The sequence below is a fragment of the Amycolatopsis sp. NPDC001319 genome (assembly GCF_042896185.1).
GTDB lineage: Bacteria > Actinomycetota > Actinomycetes > Mycobacteriales > Pseudonocardiaceae > Amycolatopsis.
Genome location: NZ_JBIAWY010000010.1, coordinates 254,119 through 267,028, shown reverse-complemented (window position 1 = coordinate 267,028; position 12,910 = coordinate 254,119). Strand labels below are relative to the sequence as shown.

The window sequence follows — 12,910 nt, the reverse complement described above, 5'->3', positions numbered from 1 at the left end:
TTCGCGGTCACGGTCCGGCGGCGCAGCAGCCGGTCACCGCCCCGGTACGCACCGCACCCGCGCCCGCCGGACGGGTTTTCCGGGCGCGCCCGGGCGGACCGGCCCCGGTAGCGTGAGGCCGGTGTCGGAACGGATCCGGGTGGTCGTCGGCGAGGACCAGGCCCTGGTCCGGGAGGGGATCGTGCGCGTCCTCGAACGCGCCGGCTTCGAGGTCGCCGACGTTGCCTCCGACGCGCCCGCCGTGCTGCGCCAGGTCCGCGCGCACCGGCCCGACGTGCTGATCACCGACATCCGCATGCCCCCGGACCTCACCGACGACGGCCTGCGCGCGGCGCTGGAGATCCGCTCCTCCGACCCCGACGTCGGGGTGATCGTCCTGTCGCAGTTCCTGGAGGACCGCTACGCCTTCGAGCTCGTCGGCGACCGCGCGGAAGGCGTCGGCTACCTGCTCAAGGAAAAGGTCGCCGACCCGGCTGTCCTCATCGACGCCGTCCGCCGCGTCGCCGCCGGCGACACGGCCCTCGACCCGGACGTCATCGCCCGCCTCGTCGGGCGCAAACGTGTCGGCAGCCCGCTCGACGACCTCACCCCCCGCGAGCGCGACGTCCTCGCCCTCATGGCCGAGGGCCACTCCAACGTCGGCATCGCGGAGAAGCTCGTGGTCACCGTCCCGGCCGTGGAACGCCACGTGACGGGGATCTTCAGCAAACTCGGCCTGCACCAGTCGGCGAGCAGTCGCCACCGGCGGGTGCTGGCGGTGCTGCGGTACCTGCGGAGCTGACGTCCCGGGGTCGTGCGTTCCGGAGATCGTGCCGAGGAAAATTTCGGCGACGCGGCCCGCCTTCGCCGGAGTCAAGCCGCTGTTCGACGAAGAACTGGAGCTGGTCGAGTCCGGTCTGGACGATCACGTGGAGGCCTGGGAACGGATCCACGAGCGCATCACGGGATCGCTGAGCCTGCTGTCGCCGCGTGGGCCGGTGGCCGAGTTCCTCCTCCACGTCGAGGACGGGAAAGCGTGGTTTCGCTGGAGCGACGAGCCCTTCGACGACCGAGGCTGACGTCCCCGCGCCGAGGGGTCAGGCGGCCGTGAAGCCGAACAGCGCCGGCAGGTCGGCCGTCGCGAGGTGGTCCTTGGCGACGAAGGCGATGATGCCGACTGCGGCGAGGTCGGCGGGGGTGTAGCCGGGCGGCTCGGTCGAGGTGACGAGGATCCGGGGCGCCGGGCCGGGGGCGGCGGTGAGGGCGCGGGCGGCCGAGAGGCCGTCGGTGTCGGGGAGGTGGAGGTCGAGGAGCACGCAGTCGGGGTGGTGGGCCCGTGCGGCTGCCAGGGCTTGCCCCGCGTCGGCCGCCTCGGCGACGACGGCGAAGCCCCGGGCGGCGAGCAGGCGCCGCGCCGCGCGCCGGAAGCCGGTGTCGTCGTCGACGATCAGGGCGGTGGGCGGCATAGCTCAAGGGTCCCCGTCCCGCACCCGGCCCCGCCATGGGGATGTCCCCACAGTTCGCGCGTTCAGAGGGGGAACTCCGCGCGCAGCACGGTTCCGCCGCCGGGCGGGGAGGACAGGGTGAGCCGGCCGTCGAGGGCGTCGACGCGATCGGCCAGGCCGGCGAGGCCGGAACCGGATCCGCCGGCGACGGCCCCGCCGACGCCGTCGTCGCGCACCTCGACCGTGAGCAGGGGCCCGGTCGCCGCCACGGTCACCGTGACCTGCGACGCGTGCGAGTGCTTGACCGCGTTCGTGAGCGCCTCGGCGGCGACGAAGTAGGCGCACGCCTCGACCCCTTCGGCGAGCTCGACCTCGACCGACCCGGTCACCGTCACCGGCAGCGCCGCGCGCGAGGCGAGCGCCTCGACGGCGAACCGGAGCCCGCGCGCGGACAGGATGGCCGGGTGGATCCCGGCGGCGAGGTCCCGCAGCTCGGTGATGGCCGCGCGCGTCTGCTCGACGGCCTCGTCGAGCAGCCCGGGCACCCGCTCCGGCGCGGCGGCGAACTCCTCACGGGCGAGCTGCAGGTCGATGAGCAGCGCGACGAGCCGTTGCTGCGCACCGTCGTGCAGGTCGCGGGCCAGCTGCCGGCGGGCGGCCGTCGCGCTCTCGACGATGCGCCGGCCCGTGGCGCGCGACTCGGCCGCGCGGATCCGCGCGGCGTCCCGCTCGCGCACGGCCTGCTCCGCCGCACGGCGCCGCGTGGTCTCCTCGAAGGCGAGCACCGCGCCACGGCCGCCGGGCAGGTCCAGCGGGGCCGACCACCACTCGATCGGGAACATCGAGCCGTCTCGCCGGAAGAACCAGTCCTCGTCGCTGTGCACGGTCTCCCCGGCCTGGCGCGACCGCAGCATCGGGCACTCCGACGCGGGGAAGGGCGAGCCGTCCGGATAGTGGTGGTGCACCGTCTCGTGGCTCTGGCGCCCGCGCAGCTCGGCGAGGTCGCCGTAACCGAGCGCGCCGACGGCCGCCGGGTTCGCGTAGACGATCGCCCCGCCGTGGTCGATCACCCAGACCGGCTGCGGAACCGTGTGCAGGATCAGCTCGAGCGTTTCACGGGGAGATTCCACGGCGCCCTCCCGACCGGGTCGGAGGCCTTCACCGTACCCACGCCCGCGCCGGTGTGGTCACCGTCGCCGGGCCGGGCGCCGCGAGCCGCGGGCCGGCCATGACGGGGGGGATGGCCGGCCCGCGGGTGCCGCCGCTGTGCGGGAGGGGCGCGGCGGCACGCCCTGTCAGTGCAGGGCCTCCCGCAGGACCGCGATCGCTTGCGCAGCAGCGGCTTTCGTCGCGTGCGTGTCCTGGACCGGGTCGAGCATGGTGAAGCCGGGCGCCGCGGTGCGCAACGGCGGGTTCGCCGTGGCGACGGACTGCGTCTGAGCCGCTCGTTCGAGGTGCGAATCCGGCGTGCGGTGGGTGGCCATCGTTCGCTCCTTTCGTCGGCGCTGCTCGTGTGTTCAAGCCTCGCGTGAGGGGCGCCGCGGAGCCATCGAGCAGCCACCACGGCCGCTCAGCCGCCGGTGTGGGGTAAACCCCACGCCCGGCGGGAGGAAATTCCGGCGGGCAAGGAATAGGGCCGCGGGGGTACGGGATTGCACGAGACATGAAGGCTGTCACGTTCACCCGCCACGGCGGGCCGGAAGTGTTGTCGCTGTCGGAACGGGACGTCCCGGAGCCGGGCGCCGGCGAGGTTCGCGTGCGGATCGTCGTGTCGGCGGTGAACCCCACGGACTGGAAGTCGCGCCGCGGGCCCGGGGAGCTCGCGGGCCCGGCGGTGCCCAACCAGGACGGTGCCGGCGTGGTCGACGCCGTCGGGCCGGGCGTCACGGAGTTCGCGGCCGGAGACCGCGTGTGGGTGCTGCTGGCCGCCGCCCACTCCCCCGCGTCCGGAACGGCCAGGAGTACACCGTGCTGCCCGCCGAGCGGCTCGTACGCCTGCCCGACGGCGTCGGCTTCGACGAGGGCGCCGGCTTCGCGATTCCCGCGCTCACCGCGCACCGCGCCCTGACCGTCGCCGAGGACGGGCCGACGCGGCTCGCCCCGGGCGCGCTCGCGGGCCGCACCGTCCTGGTCACGGGCGGGGCGGGCGCCGTCGGCAACGCCACCATCCAGCTCGCCCGCTGGGCCGGCGCGACCGTGCTCACCACCGTCAGCACCGAGGCCAAAGCCACCCTCGCCCGGGCGGCCGGCGCGGACCACGCGCTGCTCTACACCTCCGGCGACCTGGCGGCCGAGATCCGGGCGATCGCCCCCGACGGCGTGGACCTCGTCGTCGAGGTCGCCGCCGGCACGAACACCGGGCTGCACGCCGACGTCCTGCGCACCCGCGGCACCGTCGCGGCCTACGGCGACGACCGCGGCACCGGCAAGATCACCCTCGAGTTCGGCCGCAACCTGTGGCTGAACTCGCGCTACCAGTTCCTGGTCCTCTACACCGTCGGCCTGGACAAGCTGCGCGCCGGCGCGGAGGACGTCACCGCGGCCCTCGTCGACGGCGCGCTGCGCCTGGGCGAGGAGCGCGGCCTGCCGGTGCACCGCTTCGCCCTGGCCGACACCGCGAAAGCCCACGAAGCCTCGGAAAACGGCGCGACGGGCAAGATCCTCATCGACGTGACACCCGCAGGCTGAACCCCGCGCCGGTCACCGGACCCCGGTGACCGGCGTTTCCCGGGTGATCAGGCCTGGGGCCACCACGCCTGGTAGGGCGTGCCACAGTGCTTTCCGGACAGGACGTACACGCACGGCGTGACCTTGATCCGGTCGATGCCCCCGACCAGGTCGCGATCCTCGGCCACGAACGAAAATTCCTTGTAGACCGCGTACCGGCGCACCGTCCGCGTCTGCGCCGCACCCACCTTCGTGCTGCCCGCGTACGCCTCGAAGACCGCCTGCGTGTAGTCCGGCGCGTCCGACGTGGAGACCTTGCCCGTCGCGGTGCGGATTTCCTCCCCAGGAAAGACAGACCACCCGTCGGCCGGCCTCCCGCCGCCGATCACGTCGGGCACGACCGTAACCGAACCCCGCGCTTCACCGGCGCACATCGGGCAGCACCATCCGAAAGGCCCAATTCCCCTCATCGACCTCCCATCAGGGCGCGGTCACGAAGTCCGGGTCCACGCCCGCGAGTTCCGCGCTCGAGTCCCACAGCCGGCGGCCCGTCGCGGGGTCGGCGAGCGGGCCCTTCGGCGTTTCGAGGCGCGGTTTTCCGCGCAGCCCGAACGACCGCGGGCCCCACAGCTGTCCATTGCGGACGGACGGGTCGAGCGCCGCGTGCACGGCGGACCACGCGCCTGCGTGTTTTCCTTGCAGCAGCAGGCCGGCGGGAAGCGTACGGAGCAGCTGGGCAGTGGTGCGCGAGTGGACCGGCGGCCGCGACGGAGTCAGTGCGTCCAGCGCGCCGCCCGGGTGGACCACGACGCTGAGGGCCCCGCTGCCCGCCTTCTCGAGACGGTGGGCCAAATCGAAACCGAACAGCATCTGCGCGAGTTTGGCGCGCTCGTAGGCCCGCTTGGGGGCGTAGGCCTGAGTGCTCTGCAGGTCGTCGAGGTCGAGACGCGCGGAGCGGGCCGTGAAGCTGCCCGTGGTCACCACGCGACCGGCCGACAACCGCGGCCACAGCAGGGCCGTGAGGGCGAAGTGGCCGAGGTGGTTGGTGCCGAACGTCAGCTCGTGGCCGGCCGGGGTTTCGCGCCGCTCGGGACCGTCGAGGAGCACCCCCGCGTTGAGGACGGCCACGTCGAGCCGAGGCACGTCGAGGGCGTCGGCCGAGGATTTCAGCGAGGCGAGGTCGGCGAGGTCGAGGCGCACGGACGTGACCCGGGCGCCGGGCACCCGCGCCTGGATCGCCGCGGTCGCGGAGGCGGCTTTCACCGGGTCGCGGCTGCCGAGCACCACGGCGGCCCCGGCCGTGGCGAGCTGCTCGGCGACGAAGTAGCCGATGCCGGCGTTGCCGCCGGTCACCAGCGCGATCGTGGACTGGGTCGGCATGACGAGCCCTCGTTTCTGTAGTCACTCTGATTTCAGAGTAACTACAGTTTCGACTATCGTGAGATTCATGCCCGGACGACGCGAACGCAAGAAGGCCCGCACCCGGCAGGCGCTCGACGAAGCCGCCCTGCGCCTGTTCCTGGCACACGGCTACGACCACGTCACCGTCGCGCGGATCGCCGAGGAGGCCGACGTCTCCGTCGCCACGCTGTTCGCCCACGTGCCCGACGGCAAGGAAGCCCTGATCTTCGACGACGGCACCGAACGCCGCGAAGGTCTCGTCGCCGCCGTGCGCGAGCGGGAAGCCGGCGAACCCGTTCTCGCCGCCCTGCGCCGGTTCTTCGCCGGCCGCGGGCCGTTCGCGGCCGAACTGCCGCCGGAGTACGAACGCAAGCGCGCCCTGATCGTCTCCACGCCGGCCCTGCGCGGGTACGCGCGCAAGCTCTGGATCGCGAGCGAAGACGCGTTGGCGGAAGCGATCGCCGAAGCGAGCGACCTGCCTAACACCGAAACGGCCGCCAGGGCCCTGGCCCGCTTCGTGCTGGAGATCCCCGACCTCACGGGCACCGAGCCCGACCCCCTCGCCGCGCTCAACGCCGTGTTCGATCTCCTCGAGTCCGGCTGGCCGCCGCGGCGCGCCTGAGCACCCCGGACGCGCGAGGCCACACTTTCGCAGGTACCGCGCCGGACGGCACTGCCGGTATACCTGGTACCGATAGGTCTGGACCATTACGGCAGCCGACCGGGGTGTCGGCCCGGCCGCGCCCCGGCACCGTCCTTTGTGGAGGTACCATGCACCGGCTGGACGCGATCCGCGACCACGCGATCGGACTCTTCCGCATCGTCGTGGGGTTCCTCTTCACCTGCCACGGCGTGAAAACCCTCTTCGGCCTCCTCGGCGCCCACGCCCCCGCGCAGGTCGGCTCGTGGCCCGGCTGGTGGGCGGCGCTCATCCAGCTCGTGGCGGGCACGCTGGTGTGCCTCGGCATCGGCACCCGCGCGGCCGCGCTGATCGGCTCGGGGTCGATGGCCTTCGCCTACTTCACCGTCCACGCGCCGAATGACGTGCTGCCGATCCAGAACGGCGGTGAGCAGGCCGCCCTGTTCTGCTGGACGTTGCTGGTGCTGGCCTTCACCGGGCCGGGCCGGTTCGCGCTCACCGGGGCACTCGCGGCTTTCCGTGCCGCTCAACGGGAAGACCCCCGCGCACCCGTACGGGGGTGAGGTGCGCGGGGGTCGAGTCGCCCGGATCGGCAGCCCGGACCGAGAACGGATCAGCCGACCGACGGCCCCATCCCGAGCGACTGCGGAGTGCTCGCGTCGGGTGAAGGCTGGTGCAGGCCCTCGTCGAGCGGCCCGAACTCGGTCATCAGCGCCGCGCTGCCGCCCCACGGCGTCTGCTCCTCGGCGATCAGCGAGTTCGTCGTCAGCAGCAGGCCGGCGACCGACGCGCCGTTCTGCAACGCCGACCGGCACACCCGCAGCGGGTCGATGATGCCGAGCTCGACGAGGTCGCCGAAGCGCCCGACCAACGCGTCGAACCCTTCGTCGTCGCCGAGTTTCCGGGTCTGCGCCACGATCTCCTCGGCCGCGTACCCGGCGTTGCTGGCGATCAGCAGCGCCGGCGCGCTCAGCGCGCGCCGCACGATGTCGGCGCCGATGGCGTAGTCGCCTTCGAGGTCGAGACCCTCCAGTACCTTTTCGGCGTGCAGCAGGGTCGCGCCGCCGCCGGCGACCACGCCCTCCGCGATCGCGGCCCGGGTGGCCGAGAGCGCGTCCTCCACGCGGTGCTGCAGCTCCTTGAGCTCGGCCGGCGTCGCGGCGCCGACGCGGATCACCGCGACCTTGCCCGTCAGCGCGCCGATCCGCTCGGTCAGCACGTCGTCGTCGATGCCGAACTGCGCGCGCTCGCGCTCGGCCCGCAGCTGGTTCACGCGGAACTCGATGTCGTCGGCCGACCCCGCGCCCCCGACGATCTGGGTCGCGTTCTCCGTCACCCGCACCTGCTTCGCGCGGCCGAGGTGCTCCAGCTTCATCGTCTCCAGCGTGAAGCCCGAGTGCTTCGACAGCACGGCCCCGCCGACCACGGCCGCGAGGTCCTCCAGCTTGTGCAGCCGGCGGTCGCCGAAGCCCGGCGCCCGGATCGCGACGGCCTGGAACGTGCGGTTCACGTGGTTGTGCACGAGCATCGACAGCGCCGTGCCCTCCACGTTCTCCGCGATCAGCACGAGCGGGCGCGGGTTGCGCATCACCTTGTCCAGCACCGGCATCAGCTGCTGCACGTTGCTGATCTTCTCGCTGCACATGAGGATGTACGGGTCGTCGAGCACCGCTTCCAGGCGCCCGGGATCCGTGACGAGGTACGGCGAGAGGTAGCCGTTGTCGAACTCGAAGCCCTCCACGAACTCCACCGACATGCCGATGCGCGGCGACTCCTCGATCGTGACGACGCCGCTCTCCCCCACCGTGTGCAGCGCCTTGGCGATCACCGAGCCGACGGCCCCGTCGTCGTTGGCGGAGATCGCCGCGACCCGCGCGTAGTCCTCTTCGGACTTCACCGGATGCGCCATCGTCTCCAGGTGCTCGACGAGCCGGCCCACCGCCGCGTCGATGCCCCGCTTGACGAGCACGGGGTTGCCGCCGTGGGCGATCGCCCGCATGCCCTCGCCCACGATCGCCTGGGCGATCACGGTCGCGGTCGTGGTGCCGTCGCCCACCACGTCGTTGGTCTTGATCGCCGCTTCCTTCACCAGCTGTGCGCCCATGTTCTCGAACTGGTTGCGCAGGTGGACTTCACGCGCGATCGTCACGCCGTCGTTGGTGACCACGGGCGAACCGGTGATCTTCTCGATGATCACGTTGCGCCCCTTGGGGCCCAGCGTCGACTTCACGGCCTCCGCGAGTTTGTCCACACCCGCCACCAGCAGGTCGCGGGCTTCCGAGCCGAAGCGAAGTTCCTTGGCCATGCTACTCCTCCTGTGTGATGGGGCTGGATCGGCTAGGGGACGAGAATGGCGCGGCCCCGCACGCGGCCGGCGTCGAGATCGGCCAGCGCGTCGAGTGCCGCGTCGAGCGGGTACTGCCTGGTGTGCAAGGTGACCTTGCCCGCCTGCGCGAGCACCATCAGCTCCACGAGGTCGTTGTAGGTGCCCACCAGGTTGCCCACGATGTTGCGTTCCGTGGAGATGATGTCGATGGTCGGGATGTCGATGTTGCCGCCGTAGCCGATCACGAAGTGCGAGCCGGCCCGGCGCGTCATGGCGAACGCGTCCTGCTGCGCGCCCTGCTCGGCGACGAAGTCGAGCACGACCTCGGCGCCGTGGCCGCCGGTGAGGTCCAGGACCGCGTCGACGTGGCTGCCGTCGGCGACCACGGTGTGGTCGGCCCCGAGGTCGGCGGCCAGCTTCAGGGCGTCGACGTTGCGGTCCACGACCACCACGGTCGTCGCGGTCAGCGCCCGCAGCGACTGGATGCCGATGTGCCCGAGCCCGCCGGCGCCGTTGACGACGCACACCGTGCCCGGGGGCAGCAGCGGCACCGCCTTGCGCACGGCGTGGTAGGCGGTGATGCCGGCGTCGGCCAGGGCCGCGACGTCCTCGGGCCGGGTGTCCGCGTCGAGCTTGATGCACGCGCGGGCGGAGGTGAGCAGGTACTCGGCCATCCCGCCGTCGGTGTCGATGCCGGGGAAGGCGTTGTTCTCGCAGTGCATGTCGTTGCCGGCGCGGCAGGCGTGGCACAGCCCGCAGGTCGGCGTCGGGTGCAGGATCACGGTGTCGCCGACGGCCACGTTGGTGACCGCGGAGCCGATCTCGTGCACCCAGCCCGCGTTCTCGTGCCCGATCGTGTAAGGCAGCGCGACGCCCGACTTCGCGGCCCACTGCTCCTCGATGATGTGCAGGTCCGTGCGGCACACGCCGGCCCCGCCGATCTTCACCACCACGTCGAGCGGACCGGAGACCTTCGGCTCCGGCACGTCTTCGATCACGGGCTGCTGGTGGTAAGCGTGCAACCGGACCGCCTTCATGGCGTCTCCTCCGTATCGGGGTTGTCGGTGGCCTCCGGGTAACGGGCGCGCAGCATCCCGCGGCACACCCCCGAGTTGGCGTCCTGGCTCACGCGCGTGAGCCGCGCGAGGCCGAGGTGCCGGTGCAGCTCGTCGGCCGTCACCGCCCGCCCGGTGCCCGGGTCGAGCACCAGCGGGTCGGCGTCGCCGCCGGGCAGGCCCAGCTCACGGCGGCGCTCCCGCAGCCGCTCGCGGTCCGGCGTCGGCGGCGCGTCGGCGAGCGTCAGGTCGGCCAGGCGTTCGCGGGCCACGCCGCCGGACACCATCGACCGGCACACGCGGTCGGTGCCGGCAAGCACGGCCTTGCGCAGGAAGTCGGCGCGCAGGCCGTCGAGCTCGTCGGCCGCCTCGTCGCCGAAGGAGCCGACGAAACCGGCCCGCGCCGCCACCCCCTTGTTGATCACGTCGGCGGCGAAGTGGTCCTTCAGGCGCACCACGGCCCGGCTGACGCCCGGCACCGCCGACACGGCGTCGTAGGAGTCGGCCACCATCAGGAACGCGAAGTTCGGCGCGCAGAAATACGTCGGCAGGCACAGCTCGACGACCGCCTCCCCACCCGGGTCCACTGTGGAGCTCGCCACGAAACCCAGGTCGGTCAGCGGCCGGTCCAGCTCGGGATCGCGCACGGTCCCCAGCGCCGACCAGACCGCCGCGGTGATCGCGGCGGTCTGGTCGGTGCGCGCGCCGGCGGTTCCGGCTGCCGTCACGGCGACGGAACCCCGACCGCCTCGACGGTCTCGGGATCCTTGAGCCCGAGACCTTCGGGCACGTCGAGCCCGTACAGGCGGGCCGCGTTGAGACCGAGGATCTTCTTCTTGGTCTCGACCGTGAGCTTCCCGTAGTCGGAGAACTCCTCACCGTCGGGCATCTGCCAGTCGACGAAGCCCTCCACCTGCCACTTCGGCTCCCAGATGGCGTAGTCGGCGCCGAAGAGCATCTTGTCCTCACCGACCCAGAACAGCAGCTCTCCCATCACCTTCGCGAAGAACCGCGGCCGCGCGTGCATGAGCCCGCCGATGACCACCGACAGGCCGGCGTAGACGTTGGGCTCCTGCGTGGCCATGAAGCAGAAGTCCTCGATCCGCGGCAGCCCCACGTGCTCGACGATGAAGTTGAGCTCCGGGAAGTTCGTGGCGGCGTAGTCCACGTCCTTCACGTCGAACGCGTCCTTGTCCAGGGGCCAGATCGTCGGTCCCTTGTGGACGTGGATGTTCTTCACGCCGAGCTCCTGGCACTTCTCCAGGTAGCGCGAGGCCTCCGGGTCCCGCAGGCTCCAGCCGCGCGAGTCGCCGTACCACTCGGCGGTGTAGAGCTTCGCACCCTTGCAGCCCCAGCGCTTCACGCGCTCTTCCAGGCCTTTCAGACCCGGGTCGCCGTCCCGGGGGTCCCAGTTCGTGTTGACCACGAACCGGCCCGGGTACTTCTCCGCCAGCGCCCCGTTGGCCTCAGTGGTGTTGAACCCTTCGCGGTACCACTGCCGCAGGCTCGTGGGCTGGAAGATGGCGATGTCGACGTGGCCGGCGTCGAACAGGTCGTACATCATCGTTTCTTCGTCGTACTTCTGGAACTTCTCGATCGGCCAGTGGGTCTCTTTCGGGCCGAGGCTCTGGTACGCGTGGAAGCACTCGATCCAGCCCTTGGCGTACTCCTCCTGACCCGGAACCCAGTTGGCGGGACTGGCATCCCAGAAGTGGGTGTGCCCGTCGACCACGAAGTACTTTTCGCCGTCCTTTTCGTACACGGTGCTCCTCCCGGACTGAATCGAGTGCTTCTGCCGAGTTGTGCTTCTCCGATCTCGGCTACTTGCGCGCCACGAGGTCGAAGTCGAGGTATTCGGCCGCGTCCTCGGGGTTGGCGAACATGATGGTGCGGTCGTCGAGGTGGACCATGCGCCCGTAGTGGGTGGACATGCTCTCCTCGAACTCCGCGGAGTCGAACCAGCCCTCCTCCTCGCCCGCGGCCTCGTCCACGTCGGCGAAGACGAGGTCCATGCGGCCCACGGCGTCCACGCGGATCATCGAGGGCAGGGGCGTCACGGTGACGTTGTCGAGCTTGCCCACGACCTCGGCGATGATGGCGCCGACCTGGTTGTTCATCAGGGTGAAGCCGCACATGTTCGACGCGGTGTTGTCGGACTTGAACGGGCTTTCCGCGGTTTTGAAGACAGTCACTGGCTCAGCTCCTTCGGTGCCTGCAGACCCAGGTCGGACAGGATGCCGCCGAAGCGGCTCTTGGCGCGGTCGAGGCTGTCTTCGAACCGCATGGGCTTGGCGTCGGGCTGCGACCACAGCGGCTGCATCGTGCGTGCGGCCGAAAGGCACTTGGGCACCCACGCCGAGAGCCACTTGTCGATCAGCGCGCGGTTGTGGTCGGCGAACTCGCTGTCGTTGACCAGCAGCTCGAACATCGCCTTCGTGTAGCGCAGGTCGCGCTCGGAGAAGTCGAATTCCTCCGCGCCGATCAGCGTCGGGGTCACGAAGTCGCCGTTGGCCGGCGCCGCCTGCTGCACGAGCCGGCTGCGGAACAGCTCTCCCACGAGGGGCTCGAACACGATGTTCGCGGCGAAGATCGCCTCACACCAGTCCCAGATCTCCGTGAGCGCCTCGGCGGTGTCCCGCACGCCCTGCCACGCGGGGTCCTCGTTCCACGTCGCGAGGTGCGCGGTGCCGTCGAAGCCCTCGATCTCCTCGGACAGAGTGAGGTTGTACAGCGCGAGGTCCTGCGCCGCGCGGATGCGGTGCATGCTGTTCACGGAGATCGCGTTGTTGTGCATGTTGGTGGGAGCGCGCCGGTTGGCGTTGGCGAACAGGTAGAGCCCGAGGCCGTGGTCCACGTGCATCCACGCGCCGATGTGCTGTGACACGAAGCTGACCCAGTTGGGGTTCCACTGCTCGAACGCCTTCGACTGCCGCGCCGCGTCGATGTTCTGGTTGAGCTGGCGCACCACGTTGGCGTTGTAGCGGTAAAGCGTGAGCTCCCACTCCTCGTTGGGGTCACGGAACTCGTGCCAGCCGAGCGCGGGCCACGGGTAGCCCTGGCCACCGGAGCCGGGGCTGCGCACGGGCACGGGCCGGTCGGAACCCCAGGCCTTGAGCGCGGTCCACTCGAGCGGGTAACCGCCCTTGCCATCGGCGAAGCCGTACAGCCAGCCCTGGCTCAAGTAGTGCCGCGGGTCGGGCTGCACCTCGACGGTGACGTCCTCGTAGTGGCTCTGCTTGCGCTTTTTCGGGGTGTAGTAGTTGAATCGCCTCGCCTCGGAGTCCGGGAACTCCTTGGCGCCCGCCTCGGCATCGGTGAAGACGGGCTTGGGAACGCTGCGTTCAGCCGTCGTTGTCATGGGTTTCATTCCTTCGCGTCGGGCACTGGCCTCGTCGTT

General features: G+C 71.3%; 15 protein-coding genes and 1 pseudogene. 5 read left to right on the top strand and 11 right to left on the bottom strand.

Annotation, left to right across the window (positions count from 1 at the left end; all coding sequences use genetic code 11):
- Positions 1-133 precede the first annotated feature (133 nt).
- Both ACFY1H_RS34545 and ACFY1H_RS34540 read left to right on the top strand, forming a co-directional pair.
- Positions 134-781, top strand: coding sequence for a response regulator (locus ACFY1H_RS34545; RefSeq protein WP_386953785.1), 648 nt, complete (start codon positions 134-136; stop codon positions 779-781).
- A 28-nt stretch (positions 782-809) separates the two neighbouring features.
- Positions 810-1,058, top strand: a complete 249-nt coding sequence (locus ACFY1H_RS34540; RefSeq protein WP_386953494.1) for a hypothetical protein — start codon at positions 810-812, stop codon at positions 1,056-1,058.
- Between the two features lie 18 nt (positions 1,059-1,076).
- On the opposite strand, the gene ACFY1H_RS34535 is transcribed toward ACFY1H_RS34540, so the two are convergent.
- From ACFY1H_RS34535 to ACFY1H_RS34525, 3 genes are all read right to left on the bottom strand, one after another.
- A complete protein-coding gene (locus tag ACFY1H_RS34535) occupies positions 1,077-1,445 on the bottom strand; it encodes a response regulator (protein ID WP_386953492.1) in 369 nt (122 codons plus the stop codon).
- A 62-nt stretch (positions 1,446-1,507) separates the two neighbouring features.
- Entirely contained in the window at positions 1,508-2,554 is a 1,047-nt protein-coding gene (locus tag ACFY1H_RS34530; RefSeq protein ID WP_386953489.1) for a histidine kinase, read from the bottom strand.
- Between the two features lie 165 nt (positions 2,555-2,719).
- The gene (locus ACFY1H_RS34525; protein ID WP_386953486.1) at positions 2,720-2,908 is read right to left on the bottom strand and encodes a hypothetical protein; all 189 of its coding nucleotides are present in this window, start codon (positions 2,906-2,908) and stop codon (positions 2,720-2,722) included.
- 179 nt (positions 2,909-3,087) lie between these two features.
- Here ACFY1H_RS34525 and ACFY1H_RS34520 point away from each other — a divergent pair.
- Positions 3,088-4,112: pseudogene (locus ACFY1H_RS34520) on the top strand (NADPH:quinone reductase).
- Between the two features lie 47 nt (positions 4,113-4,159).
- On the opposite strand, the gene ACFY1H_RS34515 reads toward ACFY1H_RS34520, so the two are convergent.
- Both ACFY1H_RS34515 and ACFY1H_RS34510 read right to left on the bottom strand, forming a co-directional pair.
- Complete coding sequence (locus ACFY1H_RS34515) at positions 4,160-4,489, bottom strand: hypothetical protein (RefSeq protein WP_386953483.1); 330 nt, start codon at positions 4,487-4,489, stop codon at positions 4,160-4,162.
- 82 nt (positions 4,490-4,571) lie between these two features.
- Positions 4,572-5,471: an SDR family NAD(P)-dependent oxidoreductase gene (locus ACFY1H_RS34510; protein WP_386953480.1), complete on the bottom strand. Its 900-nt coding sequence runs from the start codon at positions 5,469-5,471 to the stop codon at positions 4,572-4,574.
- 67 nt (positions 5,472-5,538) lie between these two features.
- On the opposite strand from ACFY1H_RS34510, the gene ACFY1H_RS34505 reads away from it, so the two are divergent.
- Together ACFY1H_RS34505 and ACFY1H_RS34500 are read left to right on the top strand one after the other, a co-directional pair.
- Positions 5,539-6,114, top strand: a complete 576-nt coding sequence (locus tag ACFY1H_RS34505) for a TetR/AcrR family transcriptional regulator (protein ID WP_386953478.1) — start codon at positions 5,539-5,541, stop codon at positions 6,112-6,114.
- A 149-nt stretch (positions 6,115-6,263) separates the two neighbouring features.
- Positions 6,264-6,695, top strand: a complete 432-nt coding sequence (locus ACFY1H_RS34500) for a DoxX family protein (RefSeq protein WP_386953475.1) — start codon at positions 6,264-6,266, stop codon at positions 6,693-6,695.
- 50 nt (positions 6,696-6,745) lie between these two features.
- Here ACFY1H_RS34500 and groL read toward each other — a convergent pair whose 3' ends face one another.
- Genes groL through ACFY1H_RS34470 form a run of 6 tightly spaced genes read right to left on the bottom strand, consistent with a single transcriptional unit; the run spans position 6,746 to position 12,871 of the window.
- Positions 6,746-8,437: a chaperonin GroEL gene (gene groL / locus ACFY1H_RS34495; RefSeq protein WP_386953472.1), complete on the bottom strand. Its 1,692-nt coding sequence runs from the start codon at positions 8,435-8,437 to the stop codon at positions 6,746-6,748.
- Between the two features lie 32 nt (positions 8,438-8,469).
- Positions 8,470-9,495, bottom strand: a complete 1,026-nt coding sequence (locus ACFY1H_RS34490) for an NAD(P)-dependent alcohol dehydrogenase (RefSeq protein ID WP_366578095.1) — start codon at positions 9,493-9,495, stop codon at positions 8,470-8,472.
- Entirely contained in the window at positions 9,492-10,241 is a 750-nt protein-coding gene (locus ACFY1H_RS34485) for an iron-sulfur cluster assembly protein (RefSeq protein WP_386953469.1), read from the bottom strand. Before ACFY1H_RS34485 ends, ACFY1H_RS34490 begins: the two co-directional genes overlap by 4 nt.
- Entirely contained in the window at positions 10,238-11,275 is a 1,038-nt protein-coding gene (locus ACFY1H_RS34480) for an amidohydrolase family protein (protein WP_386953466.1), read from the bottom strand. Before ACFY1H_RS34480 ends, ACFY1H_RS34485 begins: the two co-directional genes overlap by 4 nt.
- 58 nt (positions 11,276-11,333) lie before the next feature.
- Positions 11,334-11,705 (bottom strand): propane 2-monooxygenase effector subunit MimD, encoded by a 372-nt coding sequence (mimD, locus tag ACFY1H_RS34475; protein WP_366578090.1) that lies wholly within the window; start codon positions 11,703-11,705, stop codon positions 11,334-11,336.
- Complete coding sequence (locus ACFY1H_RS34470) at positions 11,702-12,871, bottom strand: toluene hydroxylase (RefSeq protein WP_386953463.1); 1,170 nt, start codon at positions 12,869-12,871, stop codon at positions 11,702-11,704. Before ACFY1H_RS34470 ends, mimD begins: the two co-directional genes overlap by 4 nt.
- Positions 12,872-12,910 lie beyond the last annotated feature (39 nt).